Annotated in this window: 14 protein-coding genes and 1 pseudogene; 2 read left to right on the forward strand and 13 right to left on the reverse strand. The window is 37.8% G+C overall.

Going from position 1 to position 18,063, the window contains the following annotated elements:
- Positions 1 to 18: 18 nt before the first annotated feature.
- The 5 genes from CWM22_07830 to CWM22_07850 are packed head-to-tail and all read right to left on the reverse strand — an operon-like array spanning position 19 to position 5,861.
- Positions 19 to 1,743 carry a rhamnan synthesis protein F gene (locus tag CWM22_07830; GenBank protein AUC92867.1) on the reverse strand — a complete coding sequence of 575 codons (1,725 nt, stop codon included), beginning with the start codon at positions 1,741 to 1,743 and terminating at the stop codon, positions 19 to 21.
- 20 nt (positions 1,744 to 1,763) lie between these two features.
- Positions 1,764 to 2,978 (reverse strand): ABC transporter ATP-binding protein, encoded by a 1,215-nt coding sequence (locus tag CWM22_07835; protein ID AUC91807.1) that lies wholly within the window; start codon positions 2,976 to 2,978, stop codon positions 1,764 to 1,766.
- Positions 2,978 to 3,784 (reverse strand): LPS ABC transporter, encoded by an 807-nt coding sequence (locus tag CWM22_07840; protein AUC91808.1) that lies wholly within the window; start codon positions 3,782 to 3,784, stop codon positions 2,978 to 2,980. Before CWM22_07840 ends, CWM22_07835 begins: the two co-directional genes overlap by 1 nt.
- 2 nt (positions 3,785 to 3,786) lie before the next feature.
- Positions 3,787 to 4,716, reverse strand: coding sequence for a glycosyltransferase family 2 protein (locus CWM22_07845; GenBank protein AUC91809.1), 930 nt, complete (start codon positions 4,714 to 4,716; stop codon positions 3,787 to 3,789).
- Positions 4,713 to 5,861: a glycosyl transferase gene (locus CWM22_07850; GenBank protein AUC91810.1), complete on the reverse strand. Its 1,149-nt coding sequence runs from the start codon at positions 5,859 to 5,861 to the stop codon at positions 4,713 to 4,715. The genes CWM22_07845 and CWM22_07850 overlap by 4 nt, the downstream gene beginning before the upstream one ends.
- Positions 5,862 to 6,062: 201 nt before the next feature.
- Between CWM22_07850 and CWM22_07855 the strand changes: the two are divergent.
- Together CWM22_07855 and CWM22_07860 are read left to right on the forward strand one after the other, a co-directional pair.
- Positions 6,063 to 6,455, forward strand: a pseudogene (locus CWM22_07855) (sulfatase).
- 207 nt (positions 6,456 to 6,662) lie between these two features.
- Positions 6,663 to 9,224 carry a sulfatase gene (locus CWM22_07860; GenBank protein ID AUC91811.1) on the forward strand — a complete coding sequence of 854 codons (2,562 nt, stop codon included), beginning with the start codon at positions 6,663 to 6,665 and terminating at the stop codon, positions 9,222 to 9,224.
- A 69-nt stretch (positions 9,225 to 9,293) separates the two neighbouring features.
- On the opposite strand, the gene CWM22_07865 is transcribed toward CWM22_07860, so the two are convergent.
- From CWM22_07865 to rfbA, 8 genes are all read right to left on the reverse strand, one after another.
- Positions 9,294 to 9,722, reverse strand: a complete 429-nt coding sequence (locus CWM22_07865) for a glucosaminidase (GenBank protein AUC91812.1) — start codon at positions 9,720 to 9,722, stop codon at positions 9,294 to 9,296.
- Between the two features lie 77 nt (positions 9,723 to 9,799).
- Complete coding sequence (locus CWM22_07870; protein ID AUC91813.1) at positions 9,800 to 12,607, reverse strand: N-acetylmuramoyl-L-alanine amidase; 2,808 nt, start codon at positions 12,605 to 12,607, stop codon at positions 9,800 to 9,802.
- Between the two features lie 37 nt (positions 12,608 to 12,644).
- Positions 12,645 to 13,688: a cell surface protein gene (locus CWM22_07875; GenBank protein ID AUC91814.1), complete on the reverse strand. Its 1,044-nt coding sequence runs from the start codon at positions 13,686 to 13,688 to the stop codon at positions 12,645 to 12,647.
- Between the two features lie 16 nt (positions 13,689 to 13,704).
- On the reverse strand, positions 13,705 to 14,556 hold the full coding sequence (gene rfbD / locus CWM22_07880) for a dTDP-4-dehydrorhamnose reductase (GenBank protein AUC91815.1): 852 nt from the start codon (positions 14,554 to 14,556) through the stop codon (positions 13,705 to 13,707).
- Positions 14,557 to 14,610: 54 nt separating this feature from the next.
- A complete protein-coding gene (gene rfbB, locus CWM22_07885) occupies positions 14,611 to 15,657 on the reverse strand; it encodes a dTDP-glucose 4,6-dehydratase (protein ID AUC91816.1) in 1,047 nt (348 codons plus the stop codon).
- Between the two features lie 361 nt (positions 15,658 to 16,018).
- A complete protein-coding gene (locus CWM22_07890) occupies positions 16,019 to 16,504 on the reverse strand; it encodes a phosphoribosylanthranilate isomerase (protein ID AUC91817.1) in 486 nt (161 codons plus the stop codon).
- Positions 16,504 to 17,097 carry a dTDP-4-dehydrorhamnose 3,5-epimerase gene (locus CWM22_07895; protein AUC91818.1) on the reverse strand — a complete coding sequence of 198 codons (594 nt, stop codon included), beginning with the start codon at positions 17,095 to 17,097 and terminating at the stop codon, positions 16,504 to 16,506. Before CWM22_07895 ends, CWM22_07890 begins: the two co-directional genes overlap by 1 nt.
- On the reverse strand, positions 17,097 to 17,966 hold the full coding sequence (rfbA, locus tag CWM22_07900) for a glucose-1-phosphate thymidylyltransferase (GenBank protein ID AUC91819.1): 870 nt from the start codon (positions 17,964 to 17,966) through the stop codon (positions 17,097 to 17,099). Before rfbA ends, CWM22_07895 begins: the two co-directional genes overlap by 1 nt.
- Positions 17,967 to 18,063: the final 97 nt, after the last annotated feature.

Consider the following 18,063-nt stretch of genomic DNA (forward strand, 5'->3'; position numbering starts at 1 on the left):
GTTTGTCATCCGTTATCCCTAATTTTTTAATAGAGATTTCTTTATCATCTTAAACACACTTACAATCCCAACTGATATTATCTTTAGTGTCCTTCTCAGTCCAATTTGTAAAAATTCCTTTTCTTCAATAATTAAACGCAATTCTCTTTCGCTAGAAAAACTAATCTTTTCCAAGATTGGACTCACATTTTCAGTATTCTCGACCACTGCATAATCGTTTGATAAATCCCACGCGCTATAAATAAATAATATTGGAACTAGCAATAATCTATCTTCTTTTGAAAAATCAATGTTTCTAAATTTGTCCTCAATCTTTTTATAGTGTTCTGTTTTTATCCAATACCAACTTACTTCTTCTCCAATTATATAAGGCAGTTTATAAAAATCAACTTTCTTAGTTCTCACAAGTGATTCATAGAGTATATTCAATTGACGAATAAGTTCTGGATTGCCCTCTCGAAGACTTTGTCTATCATATCTTTGATTGGTTGTTAAGTCTGGAATAACTACAGCCAAGCTAGATTGTGATTCAAAATTAGAAATCACTGCATCAAATGATGTAAAAAACATTTTCCTCAACTGATACCTGTCAATAATATCCTCTACAGAATATTTTGTTTCATTTGTTTGTTTGACAGTTATATGAGCAAGATATTTGGCATCTCCCATATAGTTGTTTACTATTTCAAAAAATTGTAATTCATCTGTGACTTTTACAATCTGTGCTCTCAATTGGTAGGTGAATAAACATCTCTCAACTATACTACACTTATTTGAAAAATCAGCTTCTGGCAATGTTATTAGTAACTGGCACCGATCGGCTATTTTGCATAACTCTTCAATATACTCTTCAAAAATAGACACTGATTCTATATGAACATGAAGAAGTACCGACGTCGAAGAACGAACGGTCTCTGTCGTTTGCGAAACCCGTATTTGAGGAATAAAACTCATACCCGGAATGATTATCTGCCTCAAATGCCTCTCGATTAATTCAACTGGATATTTCGTTTTCATCCTAATAAGATGTAATAAAGAGTATATTCTGTCTGGATATTCGGTAAAACTCTTTATTTTTATGAATGGAACGTTATTTTTAAGAATAACTTCTGGATATTCTAATGTAATGTTGCTATTTTTAAGGGTTTTACAATAAATGGACGTATCTAATACACACTTATAGCTATAACCCTCTGATAAAAGTATTTTTGTCAATTGGCTCTCATATAATTTTATAACATCTTGAATATCTGTTAACTCACTTACCGATGACCAAAAACCAACAAATGCTTGACTCTGCAAGATTCGTTTCTTAAATACCATAAAATATGATTGTAAATGTTCCGGGACAACTACACTATCTATTTTTGTCTCTAAATGATTGGTCATCCCCCAAAAATCTACATCAACATCACTGTCAAATCGACTATAATAATCCTCTAGGTTCCAGAGGGGGCCGAAACATGTATCATTCATCAGAGTTACCGAATCATATTGATAAAATGTTACTTGATTCAGCCCTTCTTTCCATGCCGCAAAATCATAACCAATATTATCTCTTTGGATAAAAAAATCAATCAGTCGTTCCGACTGTAAATATTGTACTATGTCTTTTGAAACATGGCTGTTAGAAACAAAAACTATGTCTGAATAAATACTTCGTATCGACTTTAATTGATAATAAATATATTCACTGACAACATTATATTTATTATAGTGAACATATACCAACAAACGCGACATTCTGCCTCCGTTATATTTTGTTAATCTAGCAGCTCCCATTGGCTATTTCTCTGAATAAACCCGGTTGCTGCGTCTTCCTCTGCAATATTATCAGTACTAAACTTCCTACTAATAAAAATAGCTGGTGTGTCAGATGTCTTGGCAAATAATAACGGCTGCTTATTACTATTTCGTACTGACACCGCCATTTTTAATTTTGCCTGATTAATTGAAGGTAGCTTACATTTCACTCGGAAAAACTTCTCGCCTTTGCCAAACGTTTTTAAATCCATAGAATTATCGTTATATACATCAAAATGACGTTCTAAATCTAAAAATGTAAATGCAACATGTGTTTCAATATCTTCTAAAACCGTATATCTAAACTCGATTTCAATTGATTCATCTGGTTCAATTTGATTTTTTGAGACCAGGTTAATCTGCAAATCTTTTACAATATCACTCTGATGCAGAGGTTCTTCGTTTTCTGTAACTTCGCTTATTGAGGCAAGCACATTATCAAAACTGTATTGATTAGCTACATCATCAGGTTCTCCTAATGCCTTGACGTATCCTTTCTCTATAAGAAGGGCTTTATTACAATACTTTTTCACAGCTCCCATATCATGGGTGACAAGAATGGTCGTTTTTCCACTTTTTTTACGCTCTAGGAAGTAATCATTACATTTACGCTGAAAAGCCTCATCACCGACTGCTAGAACCTCATCAAGTATCAGAATATCTCCCTGAGCTTTAATGGCAACTGAAAAGGCTAAACGTACCTGCATACCACTAGAATAGTTTTTCAACTTTTGATTCATGAATTCACTTAATTCCGCAAATTCAACAATATCATCATACATTGCATCAATTTCTTCTGCAGTGAATCCTAACATCGCACCATTTAGGTATACATTTTCCTTACCAGTTAGCTCAGGATTAAAACCAACACCAAGTTCAATAAAAGAAACTAATTTACCATCCACAGCTACAGTTCCTCTTTCAGGAACATATATTTGAGATAAAATTTTTAACAGTGTTGACTTACCAGATCCATTGCGACCAACAATTCCAAAAAAGTCCCCTTTTTCAACTTCGAAACTGATATCCTGCAAAACATTATACTCTACGTAGCCTTTAATCCCTTTAAATAAATTGACTAAAGTAGTTCTTAGACTCTGACTACTCTCCGTTGGAAGTTTAAAACTCTTGCTAACATGTTCTACTTTTACAGCAATATTATTATTTTTTACCATTACAAAATCTCCGCAAACTTTTTGGCATTTTTTCTAAACACAGTTATACCCAATAGGTAAACAACGACTGGAAGAATATACGGAATTGCCACAATAACAGGATTTTCAATCAATTCACTAACTGTAGTATTCCCAGAATAAACAATAAAATGTCTCAAGTCTTGAATAATTTGTGCAACAGGGTTCAACATCATCGACTTAGCAAATGTTACTTGCCCACGCTGTAAAATAAATGTCAATGAATAAATAATTGGTGTTGCATACAATCCAGCCTGTAAGAACACTTCCCAAATTGGACCAATATCTCTAAATCTTACAAATAAAGAAGATAGAATGAAAGCTATACCTGTTGCTAGTAATGCCAATTCAAAAAACAATGGGATTATAATTAAAACGGACCAAGTAAAGGGAACCCCGTTAATAGCAGCAAATACAAACACAACCATTAAGTTAATGGCGTAATTAATTGCAGCTCCTGCAACTGAAGAAAAGACAATAATTTCTTTCGAAAAATTCAATTTACGCAACAAATCTCCACGAGAAACAATGGACATCATTCCCATGTTGGTTGCTTCAGTAAAAAAGTTCCAAGTAACCATACCAAGCAGTAAGCTTACTGCATAATGTGGAGTTCCATCATCAAAACGCAAAAAACGTACAAAGACTAAATACATAATTGTAAAAAGTAACAATGGTTTTAGGATTGACCACAGGTGACCAATCAAAGAACCTTGATAACGCAGTTTAAAATCAGTTTTTACCATTTCTTTCAAAAGAATCTGGTTTTCTCTATTCAATAAGTTCATAACTATTCCTTATAAGCAAATTTTGTAATAATGAGTGTTGTAAATACCAATGTATGGAAAGCCTTATTTTTCCTCAATCCATATTTTCTCAAAATCCTGAATCGTTCAAGCATTGGTTTATCCATAATGGTTACAAATGCTTCAATTAATTCTCTATTTGACTGAGATAGAGGCATTTGTAGTAAGTGTCGGGCTTGTTTTTGACTATTTTTTATCAAATCCCAATAGACAGCAAATAAAATATGAGGGCGAATCCATTTTTTAAAGCGTTTTGAGAGTGTTCGAGCCCCTAAAACATTATCAGAATGCTGGCGGTACAGTTCCCCTGGTTGATCAATAAATACCAAATTTCCAAAGGCTGACGCAAGCAGGGCCAGATACCAATCATGCATCAAAATATCCTCAGTTACTTGCCACATTTCAGCAAGATGATGATTAATCATGGCGACACCGCCAGTCGCAGTATTCTCAGTCAACTCTTGCACCAATTCCGTATTGGCATGATGAGATTGAGATTTTACCATGCTTTCTGCCATAACCTCTAGATTTTGATTGACAACTTTGAGGTCCATATAAACCATCAATGGCAAATTTGTTGGATAGGCTTGTGCTTTTTTCAGGCTAACTTCCAGTTTATTTGGCAGCCAAACATCATCTTGGTCACTGAAAAAATAGAAATCAGCAGTATCATAATGAACTAGCCTATGAAAACTTTTGATGACACCGAGATTTTCGTCTGTCTCAACATCTATGAAGTGAATTCGCTGATCTTGTTCAACAAAATCTTTAATAATCTCTCTAGTTCGATCACTGGAACCATCATCACGAATAAATAGTGTCCAGTCTGTGTAAGTCTGTTCTTGGATAGAACGAATTTGCTCAGCTAAGAACTGTTGACCATTGTAGGTCGACATGAGTATGTTTACTTTCATTGTAAAAATAATTCCTCGTACTCGTGGACGATTTTTTCCCAGGTGTATTCATCCTTCATGTGTTTTTTCGCAATTTCTCCTAATTCCACCGCTTCAGCATTCTCATCAATTTGGTTAATTAATTGACTAAGGCTACCTGACTCCTTACTCCAATACCGAGCACCTTCTAGGGCAACTTTGCGGTTAAAATCGACACCTAAAACCAAATTTTCATTGGTTTGCGCCAGCGCTTCTAGGAGACTAGGATTGGTTCCTCCAACTTCATGTCCATGAATATAAGCTCGACATTCTTTGCGCAGATACTTAAGCAGTTCTTGGTCATACACTGTTCCTACGAACTTGATTCGCTTATCTGATGCTAAGCCTGTCTCGTCTTTTAATTTTTGAAAATAGGCAGAGCCTTCATGGTTTGCAACGATGACTAAATCACGCTTGGTCGAACTAGCCATGAATTCCTTAATAGCTGTCACATAGTTATTCTCAGGTACAAAACGACCGATAATCAGATAAAATTCTTTCTCTTTAATGTTCCAATTTGTAAAATATTGGCGAACTTGCTCAGATTCTTTTGTTAACTTAGTCGGACTTAAATCTGTACCATAGGCAATAAAGCGTGTATTGGTAGCCGAGTATTCAGATTGAATATAATCCTCAATTCCCTCATTATCAGCAATAATCAAATCAGCATATTTGACCATCATCTTTTCAGAAAATTTTAGATACCTTTGGACTGGCTTGGCCCACTTGGCCCGTTTCCATTCCAAACCGTCTGGATTGACAAACAAGGTACCTCCAACAGAGTGAATCTTTTTCGCAAAAGGTACTATGAAGCCACCTATGGTATTTCCCAAGATATAGAAAATTGGTCGCTCTATCTGCTGTTCCTTAATGATTTTAAGGGCATAAGTGATCGCCATCATATCATAAGCAATCACACGAGCCGGTCCAAGTTTTGGTGGATTAATGGTGAAGCAATCTGCACCCAGGTAGGTTGAATGTTGGCGATGACTTGTATCCGATAAACAAGCCACATGATAACAAATCTTCTCAGATTGCTGGTGACTGACCAATTGTTGGACAAAGGTCTCAAAGCCACCATATTTTGCTGGCAGTCCACGACTACCGATAATAAAAACGTGTTTCATGAATCCTCTCCATCAAATTGCAGTTCTTTTCATTATACCATTTTTTAGTTTTTTTTCCTAATTCTATCCTAGTTTGGCTATAAAGCCTTTTCTTTTTCTACCCCTCTAACTCCACAGTATAGATAAAAATAAATTTTGAGTTAATAAGAAAAATTTGATATAATATGTACTGGCTTTTACATAAAAATATAAAACTTAGAATTGTTAATAAATATGAAATTAATCAAACAGTTTATTCACATACTAATCTCCATCGGATTGATTGGAAGTTTTTTTCTCTATGCACATCTCATTCAAAACGAATTAGGTTCTACAAAAAATGATGGAATGATAGAAATCATCGCAGAACAACCAAACCAAGTAATCGACAGCATCCAAATAAATGGACGCTATATTCATTCATCAGAAATTATAGAAAACCAATGGGGAATCAATGATGCTGATTTAATCCCTAATTTCTCTTCTCTAGGTGAGGAAAATTCACTCATAATTAAATCTTCCTCTTCTGTAAGAACCTTATCATTTGAATACTTTGTTAGTGAAAATCCGACTATTGTAAAAATTAAAGTTGGTGGACAATTGGTTGAAAACGTGTTTCATGAATCCTCTCCATCAAATTGCAGTTCTTTTCATTATACCATTTTTTAGTTTTTTTTCCTAATTCTATCCTAGTTTGGCTATAAAGCCTTTTCTTTTTCTACCCCTCTAACTCCACAGTATAGATAAAAATAAATTTTGAGTTAATAAGAAAAATTTGATATAATATGTACTGGCTTTTACATAAAAATATAAAACTTAGAATTGTTAATAAATATGAAATTAATCAAACAGTTTATTCACATACTAATCTCCATCGGATTGATTGGAAGTTTTTTTCTCTATGCACATCTCATTCAAAACGAATTAGGTTCTACAAAAAATGATGGAATGATAGAAATCATCGCAGAACAACCAAACCAAGTAATCGACAGCATCCAAATAAATGGACGCTATATTCATTCATCAGAAATTATAGAAAACCAATGGGGAATCAATGATGCTGATTTAATCCCTAATTTCTCTTCTCTAGGTGAGGAAAATTCACTCATAATTAAATCTTCCTCTTCTGTAAGAACCTTATCATTTGAATACTTTGTTAGTGAAAATCCGACTATTGTAAAAATTAAAGTTGGTGGACAATTGGTTGAATCTGTTGACACATCAACTGGAGATAAATATAAAAATTTAGCCTTTATTGAACTTCCCTATACTTTACGGATAACTAAAGATAATCAATTTTGGTATCTCCACTTAATAGTCCTTGCTTTAGGCCTATCATGCTTTATCTTAAATGGATCAACATGGAGAATCAAGAGAAGACATATCAGCATCTTAACAATATTATTAATCACTCAATATATATTCACTACTTTTACATTTCCACGTTTATATCGCAATGAATTAGTGCTATTTAATTCGAACTTTAATAAAATGGAAACTCAACAGCTATTAGTTGCACTAACTTTCCTGATATTTTTTGGTCTTTTGGGATACAAACAACTCCGAGGTCATATCTCTAAAGCCTTCAAAACGATTAGTCTATCAGTGATTTATCTTCTAGTTCCCATTTTTTCATTATTTATTATTGAAAATAGCTATTCACAATTCTCTACTCTTTCCCCAAACAGTCTTTGGAACAATCTAATCATTATCGGAGTCCTCTACCTAATACTGGTCTTTACAACTAATCTACGATTTGCCAGCCTATTAATTCTATCTGCTTCAGTATTTATTGGTATAAGTAACCAACTTTTGATTGACAGCCGTGGTGCTCCTCTATTGTTTTATAATCTTTTTCAAATCACAGATGGATTAAATGTAGCTTCTAGCGTAGCAATTAATATCAACAATCGAATGCTACAAAGCATGGTATTTTCTTATATTTTATTGACCTTCTTTTTCTTTATCCCTAAATTATATTTACCAAAACTTCTACCTTCTAGAACGTTTTATTCTAGTTATGATTTCAAGTGGCCGAAACGTTTCAGCAGAATTTTACTGGGCTATATAACTTTAATAACAATCGTTCCAATGATTAATAAAACTATCGTCTCTAATGCAAATATATCATTAAATTACTGGAGAATGTACGTTACCTACGGTCAATTTGGGCTACCACTCTCGCTCGCCTCTTTCTATGAAGATAGTAAAATAACTGAACCTGATGGATATTCAGCTTCCAATCTTAGTGAAGTTCTTGAAAAATACTCTCCTGAACCAGAAAGACAAACAATCAGACCTAATATTATCTTTATACAGAATGAATCACAGAGTGATTTTTCAAACTTACAGGGCTTAAATATGGAGCCTGATCCGCTATCAAACCAACATGCTTTAACAGATAATACTGTTCACGGTACATTAAATGTTTCTGTATTTGGAGGCGGAACAGCTAATACAGAGTATGAAGTTCTGACAAGTAACCCAATCAGTTTATTATCTTCTAATTTATTCCCATATCAGCAGATTATCACACAAGAACGTCCAAGTTTCGCAACTTATCTAAAAAATAAAAATTACGACACCGTAGCTCTACATCCTCAATCCGGAAATAATTACAACCGCAATGCAGTGTATCCTCTACTAGGGTTTAATAAATCTTATTTTTTAGATTCGGAACCTGCTATTAGTAGCTTAGCACCACTAACAATCGATCGTGGCTGGCCATCTGATCAATTCTTGTTCAACGGAATAAAAGAACTTTATACCCAAAAAGGAGACCAGCCTCTATTTAGCTTTGTTGTTACCATGCAAGGACATGGAGGCTATCCAAGTACGGAAGAAATTTATCCTCGCGAAGTCAGCATTAATGGTTCAACATCTGAATACTTAGCTGAAACAGAATTTTTGACCAGCATGAAGAAGACGGACGAAGCATTTGCTGATTTAATTACTTTCTTTAGCACTTACAAAGAGCCTACGGTCATCGTCATGTACGGCGATCACCAACCTAGTTTGACTCAAGAATTTTACGCACAATTTATGGATGAAAATAATCCTGCCGCTAAATATTCTACCCCTTTTGTGATTTGGTCTAATTTTGATATTAAGAAACGTGAATCTACAACTATTAGCCCAAACTATCTCGTTCCATATTTGATGGATATTTTATCCGAATCCGACTATGCCCTTCCTCGATCACCTTACCAACAATTTTTGAGTGTTATGCAAATCGAAGCACCTATCATTACTAGCTGGGGAAATACCGATAATAATGGCCAACAAATTGAAGACATATCCAGCCTATCACTTTACCAAACCTACTTACAACTAGAATACAATAGTGCCGTTGATAAACGACCTCTAACAGATCTATATGAGTGATAAAAATAGCCTTGCTCGTTTTTGAGCAAGGCTATTTATTTGTCCCCTGAAAGAGGCTGGGCAAAAAACTTAATTATCTAAAAGATAAAGCTTGTAATTCTCGATAATTGATCGTAATTTTTCACCATATTTCGGATCAGTAGCATATCCTGATTGTCTTAGCGCAAGAATCGCTTGTTGATAATCAGTTGCCTCTCTGAAACTCTGGTAATTTTTTATTCTCCACGGAGTAGAGGTAAAGAACTTAGCATAGTCTGCTACACTTTCATTCCATGAATCATATTTTCTAAACAAGTGCTTTTCTTGCTTCTTCTCACCATCACGGTATTCATTGGTAATGATTTCAATTGTAGCACCCGTCCACGCAGCATCCGCTTTGATGCCAAAAAGATTATTCCCATGAGTCGCCAAGTATGACGTTCCCCATGCACTTTCGAGGATGGCTTGAGATAACATGACGCTCGAAAGGATAGAATTAGCTTTTGAACTTTGCTCAATTGCAGGTACTAGATTAGCTATGAAACTTTTTTGATCATTAGAAAGTTTTCCTGTTTCAATACCTGTACCTGCAATTTCTACTTTCCCTCAACAGCACCATACCAATTCATTACGCCTTGTGCCAATGCTTTCGCAAGGCGAGTGTGATAAGAATCTTGTTTGATAACTTGTAATTCCGAAGGATTATCCATAAATCCTAGCTCCACTAGAATGGCAGGAATTGCTGTCTCGCGAAGGACTGCAAAAGTTTCTCTTCTTACGCCACGGTTAACTGCACCTGTTTCTTTAATTAAACTCTCCTGAACCTTGTTGGCTAAAATCTCACTTTCAGCTAAACGAGTAGGGTTATTATGCATTTCTTTATTAATTTTAGGTTGGTATTCCGGATCGTATTGATACCAGTATGTTTCGATACCAGTCGCATTCGAAACTCCTGCTCCCGTCGCATTAAAATGGATACTAATAAATAAGTCTGCGTTGCTTGCATTCGTCATTCGTGACCTCTCTGTTTTGAAGTCTACATCATAATCACCTGTACGGGTCATCAAAACATTGATTCCATATTTCAAGAGATTTTCACGCAACTTATTTGAAACAGACAATGCAAGATTTTTTTCATGTATACCTCCATAAGAAGCTCCTGAGTCTCGCCCTCCATGTCCTGGGTCAATATAGACTGTGTAGGAGCGCTGTATCGACGGGGTTGATAAATGAGTCGTTGTACCACCTGCACCTGTTAGGCCACCACTTGAGTCCTTATAATATAAGTGAACCGTGTAGGTACCTGTACGATACTTATGGTCCTTCTTATTAACAGTTAACTTATAACTGCCATCTGATTGACGAGTAGCTTCATACCAACGTATATCGTCTGACTGGGACCAGGTAGGTAAGAGAACACTTGCTATATCTTTCGGCGATGAAACATTAGTAACACGAACATCAAAGGTACCTTGGGCATCGTTATGATTTTCAATTGTGATGGTACCTGTCGGCTTCACTTCTGATAAATGAGTCGTTGTACCACCTGCACCTGTCAAACCACCATTTGAATCCTTATAATATAGATGAACCGTGTAGGTACCTGTACGATACTTATGGTCCTTCTTATTAACAGTTAATTTATAACTTCCGTCTACTTGACGCTTTGCTTCATACCAACGTATATCGTCTGACTGGGACCAGGTAGGTAAGAGAACACTTGCTATATCTTTCGGCGATGAAATATTAGTAACACGAACATCGAAGGTACCTTGGGCATCGTTACGATTTTCAATTGTGATGGTACCTGTCGGCTTCACTTCTGATAAATGAGTCGTTGTACCACCTGCACCTGTCAAACCACCATTTGAATCCTTATAATATAGATGAACCGTGTAGGTACCTGTACGATACTTATGGTCCTTCTTATTAACAGTTAATTTATAACTTCCGTCTACTTGACGCTTTGCTTCATACCAACGTATATCGTCTGACTGGGACCAGGTAGGTAAGAGAACACTTGCTATATCTTTCGGCGATGAAATATTAGTAACACGAACATCGAAGGTACCTTGGGCATCGTTACGATTTTCAATTGTGATGGTACCTGTTGGCTTCACTTCTGATAAATGAGTCGTTGTACCACCTGCACCTGTCAAACCACCATTTGAATCCTTATAATATAGATGAACCGTGTAGGTACCTGTGCGGTATTTATGATCTTTCTTATTGACAGTTAATTTATAACTTCCGTCTACTTGACGCTTTGCTTCATACCAACGTATATCGTCTGACTGGGACCAGGTAGGTAAGAGAACACTTGCTATATCTTTCGGCGATGAAATATTAGTAACACGAACATCGAAGGTACCTTGGGCATCGTTACGATTTTCAATTGTGATGGTGCCTGTCGGCTTCACTTCTGATAAATGAGTCGTTGTTCCACCTGCACCTGTCAAACCACCATTTGAATCCTTATAATATAGATGAACCGTGTAGATACCTGTGCGGTATTTATGATCTTTCTTATTGACAGTTAATTTATAACTTCCGTCTACTTGACGCTTTGCTTCATACCAACGTAAATCATCCGTCTGTGACCAAGTGGGTAAGATAACACTCGCTATGTCTTTCGGTGATGAAACATTAGTAACACGAACATCGAAGGTACCTTGGGCATCGTTACGATTTTCAATTGTGATGGTGCCTGTAGGTTGTGTAACATTGACCGAACTGGAAGCTGTACTGACTCGAGCACTTGGAACACTTGTAGAACCATTCGAACTTCCTGCAATCGTATTTGAAGAACTTCTTGTCAGTGAATTCGAAGTACTACTTGTTGCACCTGCTGTCAAACTAGAATTAACTGTTGAGCTTGTAGTAGCCGAAGTTGCTTCCTCCTCAATTTTAGACGGAGTTGCATCACTATTATTCAAAGCAGTAGGCTTCTCAGCCGTGCTTACGACATCCTTCTTCCACTCGAAACTATAATCTGATAAGGTCTGAAAACTTCCATCTGTTAATTGTGCTGTTAACTTCAGCGAAAAGACTTGGTCTTCCTCCGCAAATGCAGACCGATCCAAAACCGCTACGTATCTACCCTGCTCATCCATTGAGAATGTGACAGTAATGCCGCTATTTGTTTCAGAGCTAAACTGGGCTGTAACACCAATAATTTCCCCTTGAATGTTCGACAGAATAGCTTTAATCTGACCAGCCTCATCAACGACAGATAGCTGCCCGCCAGTTTCAGCAACCTGAGATGAAGAAACTTGACTAGATGGGGCATTTACCATATCCGCTTGAACAAGCTGAGCATTCAACGCGGATGCACACAAAGAAAGAAATAACAACGTTCTTTTTTTCACAAATATCTCCTTTATGTATTTCACATGTAAAAACAACTATATTTCTCAAAATAGATGTAATTACACTAATCTTCTATTTTTCTTCTTGCTTCTTTGTCAATAACCAACCAGCAAAAATTGTTATGAGTCCTAGTACAGTTAATGGAAGACTAGATTTCCCTGAGGTTTTTGGTAATACTTTAGCTTTATCATTTGGTATAACCTTTTTCTGACCTGCTTCAGAAATATTGCCTTTGCCTATAGCTACATCAGAAATCTGACCGCCCCCTTGACCTGGAACGGTCTGCAAATCATTTGAGCCATTTGTAGCGCTTTGACTTGTTTGTACCCCGGTATTTTCAGTCTTAGCTGTACTTTTATCCTCAACTTTTGATTGTAGACTAGCAGTTAGTTCTGCAATCTGTCGGTCCATTTCTGAAAAGTCATACGGAAATTTTGGTTGCGAAGCAGTTGCAAGAGCTTGACCATATCCTATAGTTGCAGATGTAATAGTTTCTAAATTAGAGTTTCCACTTTCCAACAATCCAGCTAATTCTTGTCCAGTTGCTTCTGCATAAGCAATATAATTATCAATCGCTACCGACTCTTTATTCAGTAGTTCAACGATAACTTCTCTAGCGTATTTCAATGCAGCCAACTCGACTTCAAGAGTACTTGCATCATCTTCAGACTCGTACTTAGAAACTATAGCCGTCGCTTCTTCTCTTCCACTTTTTCCAGCGACTGTAAGTGTCTCAAATAAGTAATGGTAATGTTGGGCTATGTTACCAATTAAATTTGCTTTGAGTTCATCTAAAACAACAACTTGCTCTGCTGTTAAGTTTGCCTTCAAGTCTGCAATTTCTTCATCCCATGCAACTTCAGCACTACCCGAAGCCATTTCTTCCATCATTCCCTCAAGAAACGCCAATCTATATTCTTGCATATCGATAGTCATTTTAGCTTGAATATATTCACGTACGGCAACTTTTTCATCATCAGTTAAATGATAGGTCGTACTTTGACTTGTCTCTGCTACTACAACTGGAACAGATCCGTACGGTAATATAGCACCTCCTAGTAAAGCAAGAAGGATTGCTGACGTCAACAACGGCTTAACAATCGCTTTCTTTTTCATACACATCTCCTGTAGATTATTTCTTTTCTTGCTTATAGAATGCTTCCAAAGCTTCTTGCCAGGTCGGGATGACAAAACCTGTCGCCTTTGCCTTATCCAAGCTCATGGTTGAGTTGAATGGACGTTTTGCCTTGGCTGGGAACTGGCTAGAATCCACTGGCAATACCTTGGTGTTGGTATCCTTGAGGATTTCCGTCGCGAAGTCAAACCAAGTCGTATCTTCTGCTGCATCGTTTGACAAATGGTAGTAACCAAATGCTTGCTTGGTGTCCACCAAGTGCACCATGAATTCCGCAAGTGTGCGTGTCCAAGTTGGGCGACCGTGTTGGTCATTGACAACCGTCAAAGTATCGCGAGTTTCCGCAAGATTTTGCATGGTGAAAACAAAGTTTTTACCGTAGTTACCAAAGACCCAAGCTGTACGAACAGTGTAGAATTTGTCAGCAAATTTCTCAACTGCTTCCTCACCCAAGCGCTTGGTACAACCATATTCAGATTGTGGATCTGGCTGGTCATCAACTTGCCACTCTTGACCGACTGGCAAATCACCATTGAAGACATAGTCTGTTGAGATATAGACAAGGGTCGCATCGTATTTGGCTACTGCCTTGGCAACATTCTCAGAACCTGTTACGTTAATCTTGTAGTTGAGTTCCTTACCCTCGTCTTCAGCCATATCAACTGCTGTGTAGGCTGCACAGTGGTAAACAACACTTGGATTTACATCTTCAAAGAAAGCATCTACTTTCTCTGCATCCGTGATATCCATTTCTGCTACGTCAGCGGCCACATACTCAACACCACGCTCATCCAAGAGATAACGCAATTCTGTACCCAACTGACCATTTGCACCTGTAATTAAAATCATATTTGCTCCTTATTTCAAGAAAGGCTTGAGCAAGAGCCCTAGCCTTTAATAGTCTTATTTAATAACTTCCTGTGTCTTAGCATAGTTGGCTTCAACAGCTTCTTTTTCAGCCTTCCACCAGTCTTGGTTATCTGTATACCACTGGATAGTTTCTTCCAAACCTTGAGAGAAGTCTGTGAATTGTGGTGTCCATCCTAGCTCATCACGAAGTTTGCTTGCGTCAATAGCATAGCGCAAATCGTGTCCTGCACGGTCAGTCACGTGGTCGTAAGCATCTTTTGGTTGACCCATTTTTTCAAGGATCAATTCAAGCACTTCTTTATTGTTCTTCTCACCGTCAGCACCGATTAGGTAAGTTTCACCCATACGGCCTTTTGTCAAGATTGCCCAAACACCAGTCGAGTGGTCGTTGGTATGAATCCAGTCACGGACGTTTTTACCTTCACCGTACAGTTTTGGCTTGATACCTGCCAAGATGTTGGTGATTTGGCGTGGGATGAATTTCTCGATGTGTTGGTAGGGACCGTAGTTGTTTGAACAGTTTGAAATAGTCGCTTTAACACCAAATGAACGCACCCATGCTTTTACAATCAAGTCTGAAGCAGCCTTGGTTGATGAGTATGGTGATGACGGGTTGTAATTGGTTTCAGCAGTGAATTTCTCACCGGGACCCTCACCATGACCTGGCAAATCTTCACGCAAAGGAAGGTCGCCATATACTTCGTCAGTTGATACATGGTGGAAACGTATGTCGTATTTACGAGCCGCTTCAAGAAGAGTGTAAGTACCGATAAAGTTGGTATGGATAAATGGGCTTGGATCGTTGAGAGAGTTGTCGTTGTGGCTTTCTGCTGCGTAGTGAACGATTGCATCTGCCTTAGCAGCCAATTTGTCAACCAATTCAGCATCTGCAATATCACCAACAACCAGCTCAACACGGTCACCAAGAATAGCTTCCAAGTTAGCCTTGTTCCCAGCATAAGTAAGTTTATCCAAAACAGTTACGTGAACGTCTGGATGATTATTATAAACATAGTGTACAAAGTTTGAACCGATGAAACCAGCTCCACCAGTGACGATAATATTTTTAAATTGAGACATTTTTTTCTCCGAATTTTTTCTTATTTTGATAGTTTCCTTGGGTAGTGGGGACGCCAGCAAACCTTCGGTTTCATGGCTAAATTTTGAACCTAAGGTTTCAAAATTTCCCTGCAAGATTACGTAAAACGTAATCTCGGAACCTGTATTCACAAGTGAAGTGCTTTTATATAAGAGATAGTTTTTCGCTAATCAAGGCAGTTTTTTGAGGGAATACTGACTGTATTCTGAAAAAAACTAACGATGAGTAGCTGGAAAAATAGCCTTAGATGAACGTACTGAACTATGAATGCAGGTTCCTATTTTCACTACGGCGGAAACTATCGCTATTGGCTCGCTTTGCTCGCCCTCTTAGATTGCCAGACTACTTCAATACTTCTTTTAAGTAAGCAATCTTAGCAAAGTCTTTTTGATTGTTATTTTCTGCCCGGTAGGAATCTTTTGAAGAGGATTGGTAGGTTTTTAGGTATTGTTCAAGCGTCGGTAGGTAATAGCGAACACCAGCTGTTTCTAGTTCTTCCAAATCTTCTAGCTCTACACCAGCAAATTCAGGCAGTGAATGCAGGCCTCCGAATTCAACAGATAAGCCATCTTTATGAAATTCATGTTCGTGACGATCAACAAGGACATAGCCGAGTTGGTTCATCATGGCAATCAACTCATCTGCACGGTAAATCCGTTCGTCGTCTGGGGCTTCCCAGCCACGTGGATCACTTGGAACATGAATATCTAAATCTCCTGCCTGCCAGTCCCTCCCTGTTCGCCTTTCTAAACCAACTGAGCCCATTAACAAGGGAGTGATCCCTAACTTGTTTAACTGCTCTGCTATTTCCAAAAAGGCTTGAAACATTAGAGGTCCTCTTTTCTCAAAGGCTTAACGTCCTTGAGGAGTGGGTGGTTTTTATCTGCTTCTGAAACTTCCGCTTCCTCTAGGTTCTCCCACTGGATGTCGAGGCTAGGGTCAGCATAGTTGACGAAGGCATACTTAGGCTTGAGTTCCAAAGCCCAGTAGTCGTTAACCAAGTAGCTGTAAGCCACGAAGTCTGACAAAACTTGGAAACCATTGGCTACGCCACGCGGAACGAAGATACCTTTTGAAGCATCGATAACGGTTTGGTAGGTATTACCGAAGGTTTCGCCTTCACGAAGATCGACCCAAGTTCCCAAAACCTTACCGCCGTCTGCTACAGAGATATATTTATCCCAAGGCTCTGCGTGAAGACCACGAAGAACATTTTTACGAGAGAAGGAAACATTATTCTGCAATTTTCCTTCTGCGAAGAAGCTTTCGGGGAAGCCTAGTGGCAGCATTTTTTCCTTTTGGAAGTTCTCCTTGAACCAGCCACGGTTGTCGCCATGAACAGGAATGTCGAATTCTAACATTCCTGGAATAGCTTCAACTGGGCGAGCGGCTAGTGTTTTACCGAAAAAGTTTTCTGTCATTAGGCTTCTCCAATCAAACGGAGCAAGTATTGTCCGTATTCATTTTTCTTAAGTGGCTGTGCCAATTCATGTACTTGTTCTTTGGTAATGTAGCCCATGCGGTAGGCGATTTCTTCCAAGTTAGCTACTTGAACATTCTGCAAGCGTTGAACCGTTTCGATGTATTGAGCAGCTTCTAGTAAGCTTTCATGCGTACCTGTATCCAACCAAGCAAATCCGCGTCCCATGAGCTCCACAGACAAGTCACCACGTTCAAGGTAAGCCTTGTTGACATCTGTGATTTCCAACTCACCACGAGGGGACGGTTTGATATTTTTAGCAATCTCCACAACATCATTGTCATAGAAGTATAGACCAGTGACCGCAAAGTTTGATTTTGGGACCTCTGGTTTTTCTTCGATGGAAATGGCATTCATGTCTGCGTCAAATTCTACCACACCAAAACGTTCTGGATCTTTGACTTGGTAACCGAAGACAGTCGCGCCTTTTTCTTTGCTAGCAGCACGTTGCAACATCTTGGTCAAACCATTTCCGTGGTAAATATTATCACCTAAAATAAGGGCAACACTATCCGTACCGATAAACTCTTCACCAATAATGAAGGCTTGCGCCAAACCATCTGGACTAGGTTGTTCTGCATATGAAAGTGAGATTCCAAGTTCAGAACCATCTCCTAACATATCCTTGAAACGAGGAAGATCCTGTGGCGTTGAGATAATCAAAATTTCTTTAATCCCAGCCAACATAAGTGTTGACAATGGATAGTAAATCATTGGTTTGTCATAGATAGGCATCAATTGTTTTGAAGCCGCACGTGTCAGAGGATAAAGGCGTGTACCTGAACCACCTGCTAGAATAATACCTTTCATATAAGAGTACCTTCCCTAAATTAATATCAGTTCATTATACCATATTTTTAAAGACATTGTCATAAGAAAAAAGCCTGTGACGACAGACTTTAACAAA

This window comes from Streptococcus suis, from assembly GCA_002831545.1.
In the GTDB taxonomy this organism is placed as follows: Bacteria; Bacillota; Bacilli; order Lactobacillales; family Streptococcaceae; genus Streptococcus; species Streptococcus suis_P.